General features: G+C 62.8%; 16 protein-coding genes. 3 read left to right on the top strand and 13 right to left on the bottom strand.

Going from position 1 to position 16,364, the window contains the following annotated elements; all coding sequences use genetic code 11:
* Positions 1-43: 43 nt before the first annotated feature.
* Together HF955_RS18145 and HF955_RS18140 are read right to left on the bottom strand one after the other, a co-directional pair.
* Positions 44-1,459, bottom strand: coding sequence for a pilus assembly protein (locus HF955_RS18145; RefSeq protein WP_291076981.1), 1,416 nt, complete (start codon positions 1,457-1,459; stop codon positions 44-46).
* A 188-nt stretch (positions 1,460-1,647) separates the two neighbouring features.
* Positions 1,648-2,343, bottom strand: coding sequence for a hypothetical protein (locus tag HF955_RS18140; protein WP_291076980.1), 696 nt, complete (start codon positions 2,341-2,343; stop codon positions 1,648-1,650).
* A gap of 227 nt (positions 2,344-2,570) precedes the next feature.
* Here HF955_RS18140 and HF955_RS18135 point away from each other — a divergent pair, with 227 nt between their 5' ends.
* From HF955_RS18135 to HF955_RS18125, 3 genes are all read left to right on the top strand, one after another.
* Positions 2,571-3,224 carry a fatty acid desaturase CarF family protein gene (locus tag HF955_RS18135; RefSeq protein WP_291076979.1) on the top strand — a complete coding sequence of 218 codons (654 nt, stop codon included), beginning with the start codon at positions 2,571-2,573 and terminating at the stop codon, positions 3,222-3,224.
* A gap of 58 nt (positions 3,225-3,282) precedes the next feature.
* Positions 3,283-4,572: a phosphoribosylamine--glycine ligase gene (gene purD, locus HF955_RS18130; RefSeq protein ID WP_291076978.1), complete on the top strand. Its 1,290-nt coding sequence runs from the start codon at positions 3,283-3,285 to the stop codon at positions 4,570-4,572.
* 97 nt (positions 4,573-4,669) lie between these two features.
* Positions 4,670-6,103 (top strand): amidohydrolase family protein, encoded by a 1,434-nt coding sequence (locus tag HF955_RS18125; protein ID WP_291076977.1) that lies wholly within the window; start codon positions 4,670-4,672, stop codon positions 6,101-6,103.
* 9 nt (positions 6,104-6,112) lie between these two features.
* Here HF955_RS18125 and HF955_RS18120 read toward each other — a convergent pair whose 3' ends face one another.
* From HF955_RS18120 to HF955_RS18070, 11 genes are all read right to left on the bottom strand, one after another.
* A complete protein-coding gene (locus tag HF955_RS18120) occupies positions 6,113-6,688 on the bottom strand; it encodes a TetR family transcriptional regulator (protein ID WP_291076976.1) in 576 nt (191 codons plus the stop codon).
* Between the two features lie 230 nt (positions 6,689-6,918).
* A complete protein-coding gene (gene sigJ, locus HF955_RS18115; protein WP_291076975.1) occupies positions 6,919-7,788 on the bottom strand; it encodes an RNA polymerase sigma factor SigJ in 870 nt (289 codons plus the stop codon).
* The gene (locus HF955_RS18110; protein ID WP_291076974.1) at positions 7,785-8,321 is read right to left on the bottom strand and encodes a hypothetical protein; all 537 of its coding nucleotides are present in this window, start codon (positions 8,319-8,321) and stop codon (positions 7,785-7,787) included. Before HF955_RS18110 ends, sigJ begins: the two co-directional genes overlap by 4 nt.
* A gap of 115 nt (positions 8,322-8,436) precedes the next feature.
* Complete coding sequence (locus HF955_RS18105) at positions 8,437-10,305, bottom strand: ABC-F family ATP-binding cassette domain-containing protein (RefSeq protein WP_291076973.1); 1,869 nt, start codon at positions 10,303-10,305, stop codon at positions 8,437-8,439.
* Positions 10,306-10,355: 50 nt separating this feature from the next.
* The gene (locus HF955_RS18100; protein ID WP_291076972.1) at positions 10,356-10,730 is read right to left on the bottom strand and encodes a hypothetical protein; all 375 of its coding nucleotides are present in this window, start codon (positions 10,728-10,730) and stop codon (positions 10,356-10,358) included.
* Between the two features lie 88 nt (positions 10,731-10,818).
* Complete coding sequence (locus HF955_RS18095) at positions 10,819-11,355, bottom strand: hypothetical protein (RefSeq protein WP_027836501.1); 537 nt, start codon at positions 11,353-11,355, stop codon at positions 10,819-10,821.
* A gap of 402 nt (positions 11,356-11,757) precedes the next feature.
* Positions 11,758-13,188: a M20/M25/M40 family metallo-hydrolase gene (locus HF955_RS18090; protein ID WP_291076971.1), complete on the bottom strand. Its 1,431-nt coding sequence runs from the start codon at positions 13,186-13,188 to the stop codon at positions 11,758-11,760.
* 134 nt (positions 13,189-13,322) lie between these two features.
* Complete coding sequence (locus HF955_RS18085) at positions 13,323-14,114, bottom strand: hypothetical protein (RefSeq protein WP_291076970.1); 792 nt, start codon at positions 14,112-14,114, stop codon at positions 13,323-13,325.
* Positions 14,111-14,872 carry a hypothetical protein gene (locus tag HF955_RS18080; RefSeq protein ID WP_291076969.1) on the bottom strand — a complete coding sequence of 254 codons (762 nt, stop codon included), beginning with the start codon at positions 14,870-14,872 and terminating at the stop codon, positions 14,111-14,113. The genes HF955_RS18085 and HF955_RS18080 overlap by 4 nt, the downstream gene beginning before the upstream one ends.
* Positions 14,869-15,660, bottom strand: coding sequence for a hypothetical protein (locus HF955_RS18075; RefSeq protein ID WP_291076968.1), 792 nt, complete (start codon positions 15,658-15,660; stop codon positions 14,869-14,871). Before HF955_RS18075 ends, HF955_RS18080 begins: the two co-directional genes overlap by 4 nt.
* Complete coding sequence (locus HF955_RS18070) at positions 15,657-16,358, bottom strand: hypothetical protein (RefSeq protein ID WP_291076967.1); 702 nt, start codon at positions 16,356-16,358, stop codon at positions 15,657-15,659. Before HF955_RS18070 ends, HF955_RS18075 begins: the two co-directional genes overlap by 4 nt.
* Between the last annotated feature and the right edge of the window lie 6 nt (positions 16,359-16,364).

The following is a 16,364-nucleotide window of genomic DNA, read 5'->3' as shown; positions in this document are numbered from 1 at the left end:
AAGTAGCTGGCAGCGATGCCGGGGCACCGCTGCCAGCCTGAAATCAGTAGCGAATGCGCAGGTCCGAGATGGACTGGGCAATCTTCGTGTAGGCTTCCTTCAGTTCCTCGGAGCTTTCCGGTGTGAAGGCAAAATCGTCTCCGGAGGCGCAATAGGCGAGGATCTGCTGACCGGCCTTCGGCGCGTTGAAGGCGACCGTATATACCTTGATGTCTTCTGCCTTGATGGCGTCGCACATCTTCTGGGACTGTTCGAAGGAGTTGCCTTCGGAAGAGTCATACTGGGTGTTGAACTCACCATCGGTCATGATGATCATGGCCTTGGCCGAATCCGGCTCGTCATAGGGGTAGGGGTCGGACCCCGCCGGCCAGACCGTGTCCCAGTCCGGCGCGATCAGGTACCAGCCCCAGGCGATGCCCAGATGGCCTGCCGTGCCACCCGTCGCGTTCAGATCATCGATATAGTCGAACAGCTTGTCACGGTTGCTGGTCATCGGAAGCGGACCGATCGGGTTGCAGGTTTCCTCATACCATTTGACTCTGCCGTTCTGCATGTAGCCATAGGCTTCGGCGGCCTCGATCCAGGCATAGGCGCCCGGATCTTCGTCCGTGAACTGTTCGTCGCCAATGCGTTCCTTCACGCAGGTATTGTTGATGGTCTTGGACTCCGTCACCTCGACATCATCATAGACGTCGCGCGTACCCCACCGGCGGCAGGTTCCGTTGCGGCGATACCGGCGGCAATAGGTCTCTTCACCGACTTTCTGGCGGTCCGTATAGGTATAGTAATAGGTCCGGCTCGGGTTCAGATTGGTGACCTTCTTGAAATAGTCGTCTCCGGCATCGACCATGGAGGAATAGGACGCCATGCTGATCCGGACTTCACCGGTCGTGCCATCATCATCTTCCGGAATCAGAACGTCGATGGCCGTGTCGGCGGCGTCCTTCAGCGCGCTCATCTTGCTGCCATACATGGAGCCCGAGACGTCGAACACAAAGGCGATGTCGACCTTGCCGATACCATAGGTGGAGGCCGAGGTGACGCCGAAGGCGATCTCGCGCGTGCCCATCAAATGCATGATGGAGGTCGGCTGATCACATTTCACAGTGACCGAAATGTCCTGCGAGTCGCTCACGATGGTCGAAACCGGATCGGCGCAGTCGACATTGTTGCCCTGCGCTTTCATGGCGGATTCGAAATAGTTCTTGATGTATTTCTTGATCTTCTCGTCGCTCTTGCCGGCCTGCATCTCACGCGCACCGGCGATCACGGCGCTGTCGAGAATATACTGGACCCGGTTCTTCGACGTGTTGACCTGTTGCAGGTCGACCGCGAAGCCCATCAAGAGGAAAAGCGGAATGGTCAGCAGCGCGAAAATGATCGCGATGTTGCCTTCGGTTTCTGATTTCCAGCGGCCGATCATTGCAAGGGCCTGTTTGGCGTTTCGTTCTGGTTTCATGGTTCCCACCCCTGAGCAGGCCGCACCCGGCCGTGAAGGTTATCCCCGGGAATGTCGCACATCGGGATAACTTCTGAGTGAAGACCAGGGGGGAAATTGATCTGTCACCGGAAAGAAAGATTTAACCACGAGCCGTGTCGCGGATACCGCCTGGCACCGCGCAAAAACAGCCATGTTTTAAGGGCTGGTCAGGATGTATCCGGAGCGCTGAAACTCCGCGTCGCAGCATGGAGTTGGCGGGCGCTTTCCTGTTGCAAATGCCTCAGTTTGCGCGATCGGAAGATGGGTGGCATGGCCGGGCGCAGGACGGGCGAGGCCATACCGAGACACTGGCGCATTTTTTTGATGTAGCGGTCTGGAAAATCCAGCGCGTGGTTAATGGCGAGGAGCCGGCGCACCAGTTTTCCGCATGGGAGAATGTCTACCGGATGTGCAGAATAGTCCCGCAGATCTACCGGGTGGGGCGCGTCCAGAAAGCGGATTCGCGGACCTGTCCGGAATTTCCGTGGCGGCGGCGTGGCTTGCACGGGGCGGGCGCATTCACGAAGCCGGAAGATGGGGGCGGCCGGCGGCCAGGCAGCGCGGGTGGGAGTTTGTGCGGGCGTGCGGGACGTGCCCGATCCGGCTGGTGCGACGGGACCGGGCTGTGTGCCGGCCGGCAAGGCGCCGAGCCCGGCGGCCTCCAGCCAGAACAGACGCCGGAGCACGGCTTCGAGAAAGGTGATAAGCGCTTTCAAGGATTCCTGCTCGGCCCGGGGCAGGAACGGCTTGACCGGAATGGGCCAGAGGCCAAGCCGCCGACGCGCCTGCGATGCAAGATAGCCGGCCGCTGACCACCAAAACCAGGTCAGGCCGCGCAGGCGAGGAGAAAGATCAGCGTCCATGCCGTGACCCTGACAGACACGCTGCCGCGCCGGATTTAGTCACGAGAATGTTGTGGCGTTTTGTTCGTAGCGCATTGAAAAAACATATGTTCTGGATTGCGGGCGCTGCCGCCTGCTGGGCATAGCGGCGCCGCCATCCCCGCTTTTCGATCGGGTGGGCGCATTCGGGCTTGAACTCGGACACGTCCCAGCCTAGAAAGTGATCGTTCACAAACAGAGGTTCGATCATGCCATTTGTTCCCGAGACCTTGGTGGAGTCGGTCATTCTGGCGGCCCGATTGCCGATTGCAGCCTGGCTCTGGGCAGCCACTGTCGTCCTCGTGCAATTGCTGGCAGGCTGGATGTTGGCGGATTTCGGCAGCGGCGTGATCCATTGGGCGCAGGACCGGTATGGTTCACCGCGCTGGCGATGGGTGGGCCCGATTGTGCGCGACACGATCCGGCACCATCGCAAACCGCGCGGTTTTCTGAGCCAGCCCGTACTGGTGCGCAGCGGGCGCATGATCGGACTGGCTGTGTTCATGGGCGGGGTATTCCTGTTGGCCGGTATGCCCGCCGCCTTCACCCTGTCGCTGGTGACGGGGATTGCGCTGTCGAACGAGATTCATGCAGCGGCCCATGCGCGGGCGAGCGATTTGCCGGCCTGGGTGCGGGGATTGCAGGCACGAGGGCTCATCCAGTCTCCGCAGCACCATGCCGCCCATCACCGCGCCCTGAAGAATGTCCATTTCTGCACGCTGACCGACTGGACCAATCCGGCGCTGGAACGGGTGCGGTTCTGGCGGCGGCTGGAGGCCTTGATGCGGATGGGCGGAGGCATTCGCACGCGGCGGGACCCGGTGGTGCGGCGCCAGCAGAGGCGGCGATGGCGCACGGCCTGAGGCGCCACGGCCCGGCGGGGCTTGATTCCGGTCGCCAACCCGCGCAATGAGCGCGGCCATGAACATTCTTCTGATCGGATCGGGCGGGCGTGAACACGCCCTGGCGTGGAAAATGGCTCAGTCGCCATTGGTGGACAGGGTTCACTCGACCCCGGGCAATCCCGGCATGGACGAGGAAGGCCCGTGTTTCGACGTGGCCGTCACCGACATCGACAAGCTGGTGCAGTTGACCCTGCAGGTGGAGCCGGACCTTGTGGTCATCGGGCCGGAAGCGCCCTTGGCCGAGGGGCTGGCGGACAATTTGCGGGCGCGCGGCTTCGACGTGTTCGGGCCGAGCCGGGAGGCCGCGCAGCTGGAAAGCTCCAAGGCGTTCTCCAAGGCGCGCATGGTGCAGTATGGCGTGCCGACGGCGGCCTATGGCGAGTTCACCGACCCGGTGCTGGCCAAGTCCTATCTGCGTACGCTGGAAGCGCCTTATGTGCTGAAGGCCGATGGCCTGGCCGCCGGCAAGGGCGTGGTCATTGCCGAAACGCTGGAGCAGGCCGACGCCGAGATCGACGAGATGCTGTCCGGCAAGTTCGGCGATGCGTCCGCAACGCTGGTGATCGAGGAATTCATGCATGGCGAGGAAGCCAGCATTTTTGTCATCACCGACGGGACGGGCGCGGTCTATCTGCCCGCCGCACAGGACCACAAGCGCGCGGGCGATGGCGATACCGGCCCAAATACGGGCGGCATGGGCGCGTATGCCCCGGCGCCGGTGGTGACCGATGACATCCTGGCGCGCGTGAAGACCGAGATCGTGCAGCCCATGCTGAAAGGCATGAAGGCCGACGGCATGCCGTATCAGGGCGTGCTCTATGTCGGCATCATGGTGACGGAAACCGGGCCAAGGGTTGTCGAGTTCAATGCCCGCTTCGGAGACCCCGAATGCCAGGTGCTGATGAAGGGCCTGAAAGGCGATATCGTGCCCGCCATTCTGGGCGCGGCGACGGGCGGCCTTGAGGGCAATGAAGACGCCTTCGAGGCGCTGCTGGAGCTGGACGGATTCGAGCCGACCGCGACGGTGGTGCTGGCCACGCAGGGCTATCCGGGCAGCTATGCCAAGGGGTCGATCATTCGCGGCGTGAAGCCGGCCAATGAATTGCCGGGCGTTACCGTGTTCCATGCCGGCACCGACATGGACGACAGCGGCGCGCTGGTGGCGAATGGCGGACGTGTGCTGAATGTGACAGCGAGCGGCGAGACGCTGAAAGAGGCGGTCGAGCGTGCCTATGCCGGAGTCGACCTGATCGACTGGCCGGAAGGCTTCTGCCGCCGCGACATTGGCTGGCGCGCGCTGGGCTAGCGCCGCTGGTTCCGATACGTGTTTTCACCAACAGTCTGGTTCCAGCCTCCTGTCCGGTTATAGTCTGACCGACTTGGCATCGGGCAGGGAGACGGACATGAGGCAATTCGGGATATGGGGCGGTGCGGCGCTCTGCGCGCTGGTTGCGGCGTGCGCCTCGCCGGGGCCGGAGACGCAGCCCCTGCAGGGCGACCTGCTGATCTCGAATGTGCGGGTCATCGACTTTTCAGGCGAGGCGCCGGATGTGCGCGACGATGCGTTCGTGCTGATCGGGGCGGGCGGGATTCTTGCCGTGGCCGATACAGGTGAGGGGCTGATCGCGCCGGAGGAGCGGGAGGCCGGCGGGCTGACCCTGATCCCCGGCCTGACGGACATGCATGTCCATCTCTGGGACGAGGCGGAGCTCGGCGCCTATCTCTCCTGGGGGGTGACGCGGGTGCGCAACATGTCGGGCCTGCCGTTTCACCTGACACTGGCCGAGCAGATCGAGGCGGGCGCCATTATGGGCCCGGACCTGATCACGACCGGGCCGATCCTGAACAGCGCCGGGCCGAATGCGCAGCTGAACCATCAATTGGTCGAGACCGACGCCGAAGCCCGCGCCGCGATTGCGTGGCAAGTGGAACAGGGCTTCACGCGGCTGAAAGTCTATTCGAATTTGACGCGTGACGCCTATGAGGCGGCTCTGGACGAGGCCGCAGCGCGGGGCCTGACCGTGAGCGGCCACACGCCGGAAGGCGTGCGCGGACCGGGCGTGCCATGGGAGGCGCCGTTCGATATCCAGTTCAGCGAAATCCTGGATGATGGCTTCGAGACGATCGAGCATGTCGAGTCGATTGTCTGGCACGGCCTGAACGACCGGGAGGATGATGCGGCCGCTCAGGCCCTGGCGGAGCAGATTGCGGAGGCCGGAGTGACGGTGACACCGACGCTGCTGGCCTTTCACAATCTGTGGCGCGTGGCGGACACGCAGGGCACGGCGCTGACCCGGCCGGGCACCGAGATGCTGAACCCGCTGGTGCAGGCAACCGAGCAGGACATGTATGACTACTGGGCGGGGGCCCCGGCGGGGCCCGCCGCGCAACGGGACGCGTTTCACATGCGCATGACGAATTGGCTGCACGAGGCCGGCGTGACGCTGGTGGCGGGGTCCGATGCGGGGATTTTCGTCAATGTGCCCGGCCTGTCGCTGGTCGAGGAAGTGAGCCTGCTGGGCGCGGCCGGGCTGGGGCCGTTCGAGGCGATCAAGGCCGCGACGGACACGCCGGCCCGTGTGCTGGGACTGGACGAGACCGAGGGCTGCGCGCGTGCCGGCTGCGTCGCCGATCTGGTGCTGTATGCCTGTGATCCGCTGGAAGACCTGGCATGCCTGGAGCAGCCGGAGGCGCTGGTGCGCGCCGGGACCTGGCTCGGCCATGCGGATTTGATGGCGCTGCGCGAGGCGGCCCGGCATCCGGACCTGGCGCGGACAGAGGAAAACGTGCTGGGCGGACTGGCGGCGCAGGGCGTGGACCTGTCACTGCTGGAATAGGCGTGCCGGTCAGGGCCCGATGTCGTCGACATAGGCCTGCAGCGTGCTGCCCAGCCGGCTGGCGACGATGTCGATATGTTCCGGATCGAGCGAGGACAGGCCGGCGACGCGGCGCAGCATGTCGAAGCCGATGATTTCCGATGCGATCAGCGCCGCGCGCTGTTGCCGGTTCTCGCCCTCCAGCCAGTCGGCAATCGGTGTCACCACACGGTCTTCGAGCGCCTGTTTGAGGTGCGATCCGACGGTCGGGCTGGCGATCGAACGTACGAAGACCAGGGTCTGGTCCAGCGTATCCGGCGCCAGATCCTTGGTGCCCATATAGCGCGCCATGCGTTCCCCGAAGCCGTCCCGGCCTTCATCCAGCAGATGGGTGACGGTCACCTGTTCGATCACGGCCTCCTCGAACAGGGCTTCCTTGGATCCGAAATAGCGGTTGACGAGCGCGACATTGATGCCGACCTCGCCGGCTATGTCGCGGACGCCGGTGGCGTCGAACCCCTTTTCGGTGAACAGCCGACGGGCTGCGGCCAGAATGTCTTCGCGCGTCGAAGCAGCTTCGCGTTTTCGCGAGGGCGTCTGTGTCATGAGGCGAAAGGCTCCCCGAATTCCGCATCGTTTCATTTGACGGCCCATCCGGTCACGAAGTAAACATGCGTTTACTCGATTTGGTATGTCCCCCCGGACGACCTGTCCGATTTGTTACAGGGATTTGTGTCAGATGAGCAAGACCGCACGGATCACCGGCGCCTGAGGGCATCTGTGCCCGGCCTGCTGGCACCAAATGAAATGATCCGAAATTGCAGGAAATCCGATGCTTACCCCGGCAGCTTGTCCGGATTGCGCATGGCGTAGAGCCAGGCGATGCGGCCGTCTGGATCCGGGGCGAGGGTGAGGACGAGATCGATCTTTCCATTCAGCCTGCGGATCAGGGCGGGTGCGCCATTGGCGAGGGCGGGATCCATCGTCCAGTCTTCGCTGTCGCGGACGGATTTCATCATCACGCCCATCAGCACCTGGACAATGTCGGCCGGGCCGCGCAGGGGACGCAGCGCCGCGCGGGCCTTGCGTCCGCCATCGGTATAGGCGGTGGCCTCCGGTGACAGCAGATCGAGCACGGCGGCGTGGTCCTGTGCCGCGGCGGCGGCCATGAAACGCTGGAGCAAATCCGCCACTTCAGACGGGGCGGCGTCAAAGCGCGGGCCGGTTTCCTGCAGGCGCTTGTGGGCGCGGCTGACCAATTGGCGGCAGGCCGCCTCGGACTTGCCCGTGACGGCGGCGATTTCGTCATAGCCCGCATCAAAGGCTTCGCGCAGGATGAAGGCGGCGCGTTCGGTTTCCGACAGACGCTCCATGGCCCAGAGCAGAGCCAGTTCGCATTCCTGAGCGAGGGCGAAGCGATCCTCGACGGTCAGGCTGGGGGAGTCCACAATGGGCTCCGGCAGCCATGGGCCGGGATAGGTTTCGCGGCGGGCGCGGGCCGAGCGGAGCGCGTCAATGGCGATGCGGGCGGCGGTGCGGCGCAGCCAGGCGCGAGGGTTCTCGATGCGCGTGCGGTCTGTCCGCTGCCAGCGCAGCCAGGTGTCCTGCACGGCGTCTTCCGCGCCGGCCCGCTCGCCCAGCATGCGATAGCACAGGGCCGTCAGGCCGGGGCGTTCGGCCTCGAAGATGGCGGTGTCGGCGCTCATGCGGCGAGTGTCACAATCGTATCGCCAAAGTCCAGCCTCTGGCAGGCTTGCCCGTAGCCCATGCCGCGTTTCAGCACCGGATAGATGCGGCCGGACGCAGCGGCGAAGGCGCAGGACAGGGCGCATGTTTCGCCGAACTCGCTGATGATCTCGCTGCGGAGCTTGTCGGCGACCGGATCAGCCCTGATGGCGGCCTCGGCAAAGCGGAAGCCGAGCCCCATCGCGCCGGCCGTGTCGGCCCGGCCCTGGGCGCACAGGCGCAGGGATTCACGGTCTGCGCCGGCCGCCAGCGCCATGTCGATGACCAGCTGCGCGCACGGCCCGCAATCCCCCTCCAGCGTCGAGGCCAGCAGCGCGCCGGTCCACACCGTCTGGCCCAGCGCCGGGCCGCGATAGCGATAGAAGTCCGGCAGCTTCAGCAGGCGGTAGACCGCGCCGGGCGAGACGGCGCAGATTTCGTGCATGTAGCTGGTGTCATAATTGAAGCGCCGCCCGAACTTGCGGATCTGGGCATTGAGAAAGGAACGGATCATGGACGTGTCTCCTGCAGGGTTCAGAGACAGGACGAGACAGGGGCTGGTTTTGTGACATGGGGCGCGTTGAAGGGCCCTCACCTCCCATCGCCTCAGGCGTGGGAGGTGAGGGTAGTCAGGAGCCTGCTGCTTCCAGTTTTTCCGAGGCGTCCAGCCAGTCCAGTTCGGCGGCTTCGGCGATGTCGGCGTGTTTCGCGCGGTCTTTCAGGAGTTTCTCCAGTTCGTCCGCTGGCGGATTGCCTCCTGCGAGTTTGGCGTCGATTTTCGCGATGGCGGCGTTTGCCTTTTCCAGTCGCTCCTCGGCGTCACGCGCTGTCTTCTTCAGGGCGCTGAGGCGTTTCCTGTCTTCCTGGGAAGGCGCAGGCTTGGGCTCGGTCCTGGCGGGCTTGGCGGCTTTGGTGTCATCGCGGTCAGCCTTCATGACGAGGGCGCGATAGTCGGCCAGGTCGCCCTCATAGGGCGCGGCGCGGCCATTGTTGACGAGCCAGAGCCGGTCGGCGGTGGCTTCGGCCAGATAGACATCGTGGGTGATCAGCAGGACCGCGCCGGGAAAGTCGTTGAGCGCGTAGATCAGTGCTTCGCGGCTGTCGATATCGAGGTGAGAGGTTGGTTCGTCAAGGATCAGGATGTGCGGCGCGGCCGAGGACATCAGGCCGAGCAGGAGGCGCACTTTCTCGCCGCCGGACAGTTTCTCGACATTTGTCTCGACCTTTTCGTGGCTGAATCCCATCGCGGCGGCAGCGGCGCGCACCTTGGCCGGGGGTGTGCCGGGCGGCATGATGCGCTGGACGTGCAGCAGGACGCTGTCGCCTTCGGAGAGTTCATCCAGCTGGTCCTGGGAGAAATAGCCGATGCGTACGGCCTTTGGCACGACACGCTCCCCACCCAGAAGGGAGAGTCGCTCGCCAATGGATTTGACCAGCGTTGTCTTGCCCTGTCCGTTGGCGCCGACAATGGCGATCCGGTCATCCGGGTCCAGACGGAGATTCACCTTGTCGAGGATGACCGCGTCCTCGCCATAGCCGAGCGTCGCATTGCGCAGTTCCAGCATGGGCGGGGCGAGCTTGTCCTTTGGCGGGGCGAAATGGAACGGCGTGGTGCGGTCTTCCACCGGGATGGAGATGTCCTGCATCTTTTCCAGCATCTTGATGCGGGACTGGGCCTGGCGCGCCTTCGAAGCCTTGGCGCGGAACCGGTCGACAAATGCCTGCAGGTGCTGGCGGTCCTTGTCCTGCTTGGCTTTCTGGGATTCGAGTTGGGCAAGTTTGGCGGCGCGCAGTTTCAGCCAGTCATCATAGCCGCCCGGCGTAATGGAGAGCTTGCGGTGCTCCAGCGCCATTGTGTGCGTGACGCAGCGGTTCAGCAATTCCCGATCATGGCTGACAATCAGGACCGTATACGGATACTTCTTGATATAGGATTCCAGCCAGGCGGCGCCTTCAAGGTCCAGATAGTTGGTCGGCTCGTCCAGCAGCAGGAAGTCAGGCTGCGAGAACAGGACGCCCGCAATGGCCGCGCGCATGCGCCAGCCGCCGGAGAATTCCTTTGTTGCGCGGCCAAGGTCTTCGGTGGTGAAGCCGAGCCCGTTGAGCACTTCAGCGGCGCGCGCTTCGGCGGTCCAGGCGTCGATGTCGAGCAGACGCTCATGGATTTCTCCGATCCGGTCCGGGTCGGTCGCGGTCTCGGATTCCTGCATCAGCGCGTGGCGCTCCGTGTCTGCGGCTAGGACCACGTCCAGAATGGTGTCGTCTGTCGCGGCGACTTCCTGCGCCACCCAGCCGAGCCGGGCGCCGGAATTCAGGCGGATGGCGCTGTCTGCGCGGGGATTTTCGACGTCCTCACGGATCAGGCGCAGCAGCGTTGACTTGCCGGTGCCGTTGCGGCCGACCAGGCCGACCTTCCAGCCTGCAGAGATTTGCGCCGTGGCAGATTCGAACAGCGGCCGGGCTTCGATCTGGAAGTCGAGATTTGAAATCGTGAGCATGCGCGGCGGTCTACTAGAGACCACCGCGAACGCAAGGGGGTGGGTGCGCGCTACCGGATGACGATGTGGATCAGGGCGAAATCCGCGCCGTGCGCGTGCCCATGGGGGCGTGCGGTCCGGTGGTAATAGCCGTGATGGCCAACATGAATGGTACGGGGGCCCGTATACACCATCTTGCGCGGCACGCGCTCGCCGCGGCTGGGCACATAGGTCCAGGCCGAGGCGGGACAACTGACCTGGCGCATGTCGCGGATGTCCTCGCGCCGGTCTGCGCGGCCATAATCAACGCGCCGGTCGATCCGGTCTTCACGCAAGTCCGGGCAGCGGGCCGGGTCGAGCCGCCATTCACCCGCTGAGGCGGTGCCGGCTGCGGCGAGGGCCAGGGCGCCCAACAGGGCGATGCGGACGGGAGACAGGGCAGGCATGGTGTTTCTCCTCTGTTGGTCTGTCAGGGGTGAAACGGACGCGGCGCGAAAATCCGTCGGTGTTTCGAAAGTTTCATGCAGCGATTGGTCAGCAGCTGGCAGGTGCGGGCGAGGGTGAAGGCGCACCTTCGAACAGGGCGTAGAGCGAGGCCCCTGCATGGGTGCGGGGCTCGGTGCTGCAGGCGAGGAACTGCTGGAAGGCGGGAGAGAAGGCGACATAGCGGTTCGGCCACCAGCCGTCTTTCACGCCCGGGCTATGGTAGAAGCGCAGGATCGAGCTTTCCCAGCCCTTCCACTGGTCGCCATCCAGCGCGTCGGCCTGATGCTGGTACCAGGCCTGCTCACAGAGCTTGAAGAAGGAAAACAGGAAATAGTGGGCAAGGATGCGCTCGTCCCGGGTGGCGGTGGACCAGTCCCGGCAGGCTGATGCAAGGGCCAGGCCCATGTCGGGCGCGGCCATGCCCGGCACGTTTATCGCGGCAATGGCTGCGGTCAGCGACTGGACCGATGCAGTGCGCTGGGCCCGCGTGTTCTGGCGAATGGAGATGATCACCGCGATCAGCGACAGGATGACGGCGACCGAGGCAATGATCTGGGAGACGAGATAGGCGTCATTCAGGGTCATGAGGGCCCCGCCCGGCCTGCGGGTGGCCGGTGCCCGAAACCATGTGACGGGCTTGACGGACAGAACACGGACAGCCTCGCGCCAAGGGATGACGGCGCAGATTATCATGTCGGCGCAGCGAAGTCTCGCAGATGTTGTGGCGGGGGCGGTCGGGGAGTGCCCGTCATGCCATCAGTAGGGGGGACTGTTGAATGGCATGACGGGCGGTTCGTTGTGTGCCTGGGTTGGGGGGACGGTGCACACAGCGAACGGGTGTCTCTTCGACACCGAGGATGTAGGTATGCAGCGAGCCGGGGCAACGGGCTTCACGCCTTCGTGAAGGATGTCAGATTGGTAATGTGGCTGGGGACGTGGGAGGCACGTGGCGGTGCAGAGACCCTGTTGCTGCCCCAAATGCAGATTCTACCGGGTCTGGTCCTCCGCCCCGGCAAGGTTCTTCAGGATAATCGACCAGTGATCGAGCCCGCCATAGAAGCTCGCGACGGGCAGGCGTTCGTTCAGGCCATGGGCGAATGTGTCGTTCTGTTTCGCAGCGGCCGCCGAAATGCCGACCGTGTCATAGCCGAGATTGCGATAATGCATTCCGTCTGTGCCGCCCGATGACATGTGTGGCAGGATCGGCACATCGACACCACGCTCTGCAAGCGAGGCCTTGATTGCGTTGGTCACGTCTTCGCGCAGAATGGATTCCGGGCTTTCAACAAGGTCGGAGATCAATTTGAACTTCACGCCTTCATTGTCGATGACGTCTTTTAATGTGGCCTCGGTCGCCTCGATGCCGACCCCCGGGAAGATGCGGCAGTTGACGGTGACGGTGGCGGATTGCGGTAGTGCGTTTTCGGCATGTCCACCGCGCAGCATGGTCGCCACGCATGTGGTGCCGATGGTCCCGACGGTTGCCGGGTTGGCGCGCAGAATCGCTATCGCGTCTTCATTGGACGGGTCGTCGGCAAAGTCCCGCATTGCCTGGCCGAGCTTGTCGAGCCGCTGGCGCCCGCCGATGCGGAGCGATGCGCGTGTCAGTTCGCTCGACATGACCGGGAAAGTGTGGTCCCGAATTTTCAGGATCGCTTCGGAAAGCTCATAGATTGCATTGTCCGCGCGCGGAGCAGAGGAGTGGCCTCCCGGATTAGTCACGGTCAGTTCCCAGGTTGCGTAGGTCTTTTCAGCGCCCTGCACACCGTAATAAAGTGGCTGGCCATTTGGTCCGAGCGCCAGACCGCCCGCATCGGCGTTCAGCACGAATTCCGGCTTGATATGCTCATGGACATATTGGGCCTGGCCGCGGGTCGAGACCATGCCAGTCTCTTCGTCACCGGACAGCACCATGACGATGTCACGGTTCGGCTTCCAGCCTTCGTTTTTCAGGCGAATGAAGGTCTGCACAAGATTGGTCACGCCATACTTGTTGTCAGCCGTTCCGCGCCCGAAGAAATAGCCGTCTTCCTCGATCAGTTCATAAGGTGCCCGAACCCAATCCTCGGCCAGCGCGTCGACCACATCCGCATGGGCGAGCAGGACGATGGGCGCCTTCACCGGGTCTTCGGCCCGGTACCAGACCATGAGGCCCTGCGTGGCCTCGCCATTGTTTTCGTAGTCCGTGATCTTCATGTCTTCGTCGGCAAACCCGGCGGCAGACAGTTCGCTCATCAGGTATTCGAAGACTTCCGGCACATTTTCCTGTCCACGGGCAGATCGGATCGAGACGACCTTGGCATAGATCTCGCGCGCTTTCAGCTCGTCTGCAGTACGCTCCTGCGCGGCCGCGACGGGGGTCAGGCAGCTTGCTCCCAGCAGTGCAGAAAGGGCGAAAAGCGATTGTCTCGTGGTCATGGTCACTCCTTGGTGTCGAGGCGCGGGCAGTCCGCGGATTCAGTTTTGTTCGTACCTTAGTCATATGCTGACGGGAGTCAGTAGCGATATCGGGCAATGTCGGGTCAGCATCCGTTCGGATCGGCGTTGGAGGATCATCGCGTTGCCTCCAGATCAGACACCAGCGACGCGGCTTGTCGATCAAGGTAATCAAGAAATGACGGCAGCCAGGCAAGTTTGCTCAGCTGGAAATTCAGCTGCAATCGGAGCGCCTCGGACTCCCGGAGATTTTCGGCTGAGTGCGAGACGAGAGAAAAATCTTCTGGCGGCGGACAGTTTTCGTAGAATGAATCCGGATTTGCACCCGGTTGGCTGGGTTCGGGACTGGCTGCCGAGGAGAGACAGTCACCAATGACCATACCGACGCGGCCTTCGATCAATTGGCGCGACAGGTCGCGATACCCCGACTGGAATATCGTCAGCGTTTCAATCTCGTTGACCGAGTCTTCATAATAGTCGCGCAGTCGGCGCTGCATCGATCCGCTGGCAATGAGGTCGAGATCACCAGAATTCTGAAGTTCCCTGTAAATCTGCGCCGACGGCTCGAACGGCCATTCGCCGCCGGCAATCCAGCTGTCCAGGACAAATCCCCACGTTTCGTCAATCGTTTCGGGCGGATCGGACCGCAGCGCCTCATCCACGCGCAGAGCGGCTTCCTGGACCTCCGCGTACCATTGCCGACGAACCGCAAAGGCATCCAGATCAGCATGGAGATCCGCAATCAGTCGCTCACGCGAGGTCTCGGCCTCAAGACGATCCTTCCGCGCCTCGTTCCAGTTGTTCACCTGCAGACCGATGAAGACGCCGAAAACGACAATCAGCGTTTCGATCACCACGGTGACCCAGTCCTGCTTGCGGATGGAGGTGGCGAGGCGCTGGAGGATCACTGGCGGCGCTCCAGTTCGGCTTCGATTACTTCCAGGGCGATTTCTGCTGTCTGGTTCTGGACTATGAGATCAGCTGGAGTAGCGGTGTGGAGGCCGACCCATTCAGTGAGAAGGAGCGGGATGTCAGGCGTGTCGGCAATTCTTCCGACAGCGCGCTCGGCGGCTTTGTCGCTGATGCCTTTCGCGCAATCGAGAATGTAGGTCTCGGCACCGTCGTTCAGGATGTAACAGTTATCCCAGTAGAATTCCTGTGCGTCGAACGGGATGAGCTGGCGTACGCGGGAGCGATAGGCAGGCAGCTCGTTGGTGATTGACAGGGTGGCATTCTGGGCAAGGTAGCCTTCGACCACGTCAACGATGTCGCGAGAGCGAGGAAAGCCCTGCCGGCGCATTTCGTCATAGGTGGACCGGTCGACCTCGATAGATTGCCACTGCGAGGCGTGAAAGAAATCGACCAGCACAATCCAGCACCCATCACCGCAGCTTTCGTCTGACTCAAGGAAATCAAGCGAGCGCTTGCCGGCAGCGACCACCTGCTGGATGGCATCGACTTTCTGATCGGTGAGGCGGATGGATGTCTCGATTTCCTGATGCAGTGCGCGGAGGAGTTCGGTTTCCTGCGCCCGCTCGGCGCGAGCCTCGTTCCAGTTGCCGAGCTGGAGGCCGAGGAACACGCCGAGCACGACGATCAGTGTCTCGATGAAGACAGTGAACCAGTCCTGTTTGCGGATGGAGGTGGCGAGGCGCTGGAGGATCATGGGGCGACCCCATCATTGCTACCCTCCGGGGCAGCACCAAGTAATTCCAGGGCCGAGCTGACAAGCGAGGAGTTCCCCTGCAGATTGTTGACCGCAGTCGTTGCTTCGGCAAATTGTAACCTCAGATGCTCACGAATAGCAGGGTCGGCCCGGATGGCATCGGCGACGGCCTGCAGGGTTTCAGGGTCCGCCTCAATCCCGCATTCCTCCTTGAAACCCAGCAAAATACTCTGTTCATCCAGCAGGTCGCTGCATCCCACCCGAATGGCTTGCTGAACCGGTATCGGGATTTTCGACCGCAAGGCCCTGCGATACGGCGTTTGTTCGAGGGCGTCATAACTCACCTTCATCGCATCGAATGCATAATATGTGGAAAGTCCGCCTTCGACAGCCCCTTCGGGCAACAATCCAAGATGCCCGGAAGAGACGATCTGGTCCCATGTTGCGCGCTCCGGTGGCAGCTGGTTTATCTCCGTCGCCCGATAAGCCATCTGGATCAGTTCTTTTGCATCGGGGGCATCGGCGGACAGCAGCTCGCCTGTTCTCACAACAGCGGCCAATACCTGCTCATGGTATTCTGTCAGCAGACGTGAATTGGCGAGGTCTGTGCGAAGGTCCGTTTCGAGACGTTTGACATAGTCCTTTGCCAGCTGACGCTCCACCCGCGCCTCGTTCCAGTTGTTCACCTGCAGACCGATGAACACGCCAAAGACGACGATCAGCGTCTCAATCACGACGGTGAACCAGTCCTGTTTGCGCAGCGCGGTGGTGAGGCGGCGGAGGATCATTGTGCCGCCTCCAACGCCTCAAGCACCTCGCGCACGGCGGCGAGGTCTTTCTGGTGGCGGTCCAGCGCCTGAAAAAAGTTGATCGCGACCAGCGCCAGAGCCGGTCGCGCCTCTTTCAGCGCTTCCCAGTCATAATCGACCGTCTCCACCGGATCAGAAACCTCCATGAAGCCGCCTCGCAAAACGATCGCCTCGACCAGCGGCGAGGTCGGGTCCCGGACCGCTTGCGAGCGACCTTCGACATAGCTCCACAGCGCATTTGTCTGCCCATACCGGGCGAGTGCATCCCGCACGGCAAGATCGCTCAGCTGGGAGAACCCGCCTGACGCAGCCAGCTCTTCATAGCTCGCTGGCGGGGCCTCACGGGAGCTTGCGCCGAACACTTCCACGATCAGGGCCTTCACGCGCGAGCGGTCTTCCGGCTCTTCTCCGGCGATGATGAGATTCTGCAGGTCGTTGACGAACCCAATGTTCGCCTGCGTCATCTCGATCCGGTCCAGCAGTATCGCTTCCTGTTTTTTAAAATCCTCACTGAGGCGCTCGATTGTGCGCGCCTCGTCTGCCCTCGCCTGCCTGGCGTCATTCCAATTGCCGAGCTGCAGACCAAGAAAAACACCGAACACGACGATCAGCGTTTCGATGACGACCGTGAACCAGTCCTGTTTACGGATGGAGGTGGTCAGGCGGCGAAGGATCATGCTCAG

It is taken from the genome of Hyphomonas sp., from assembly GCF_017792385.1.
In the GTDB taxonomy this organism is placed as follows: domain Bacteria; phylum Pseudomonadota; class Alphaproteobacteria; order Caulobacterales; family Hyphomonadaceae; genus Hyphomonas.
The sequence above is the reverse complement of the archived record's forward strand: the minus strand, read 5'-3'. Positions and strand labels throughout refer to the sequence as shown.

What these genes read in the sequence shown, in the direction of transcription:
- HF955_RS18110 (WP_291076974.1), bottom strand. Translation starts at nt 8,321, where the DNA reads ATGATCCGTTCCTTTCTCAATGCCCAGATCCGCAAGTTCGGGCGGCGC.
- HF955_RS18100 (WP_291076972.1), bottom strand. Translation starts at nt 10,730, where the DNA reads ATGCCTGCCCTGTCTCCCGTCCGCATCGCCCTGTTGGGCGCCCTGGCC.
- HF955_RS18145 (WP_291076981.1), bottom strand. Translation starts at nt 1,459, where the DNA reads ATGAAACCAGAACGAAACGCCAAACAGGCCCTTGCAATGATCGGCCGC.
- HF955_RS18075 (WP_291076968.1), bottom strand. Translation starts at nt 15,660, where the DNA reads ATGATCCTCCGCCGCCTCACCACCGCGCTGCGCAAACAGGACTGGTTC.
- HF955_RS18140 (WP_291076980.1), bottom strand. Translation starts at nt 2,343, where the DNA reads ATGGACGCTGATCTTTCTCCTCGCCTGCGCGGCCTGACCTGGTTTTGG.
- purD (WP_291076978.1), top strand. Translation starts at nt 3,283, where the DNA reads ATGAACATTCTTCTGATCGGATCGGGCGGGCGTGAACACGCCCTGGCG.
- HF955_RS18105 (WP_291076973.1), bottom strand. Translation starts at nt 10,305, where the DNA reads ATGCTCACGATTTCAAATCTCGACTTCCAGATCGAAGCCCGGCCGCTG.
- HF955_RS18125 (WP_291076977.1), top strand. Translation starts at nt 4,670, where the DNA reads ATGAGGCAATTCGGGATATGGGGCGGTGCGGCGCTCTGCGCGCTGGTT.
- HF955_RS18095 (WP_027836501.1), bottom strand. Translation starts at nt 11,355, where the DNA reads ATGACCCTGAATGACGCCTATCTCGTCTCCCAGATCATTGCCTCGGTC.
- HF955_RS18070 (WP_291076967.1), bottom strand. Translation starts at nt 16,358, where the DNA reads ATGATCCTTCGCCGCCTGACCACCTCCATCCGTAAACAGGACTGGTTC.
- sigJ (WP_291076975.1), bottom strand. Translation starts at nt 7,788, where the DNA reads ATGAGCGCCGACACCGCCATCTTCGAGGCCGAACGCCCCGGCCTGACG.
- HF955_RS18120 (WP_291076976.1), bottom strand. Translation starts at nt 6,688, where the DNA reads ATGACACAGACGCCCTCGCGAAAACGCGAAGCTGCTTCGACGCGCGAA.
- HF955_RS18135 (WP_291076979.1), top strand. Translation starts at nt 2,571, where the DNA reads ATGCCATTTGTTCCCGAGACCTTGGTGGAGTCGGTCATTCTGGCGGCC.
- HF955_RS18090 (WP_291076971.1), bottom strand. Translation starts at nt 13,188, where the DNA reads ATGACCACGAGACAATCGCTTTTCGCCCTTTCTGCACTGCTGGGAGCA.
- HF955_RS18080 (WP_291076969.1), bottom strand. Translation starts at nt 14,872, where the DNA reads ATGATCCTCCAGCGCCTCGCCACCTCCATCCGCAAACAGGACTGGTTC.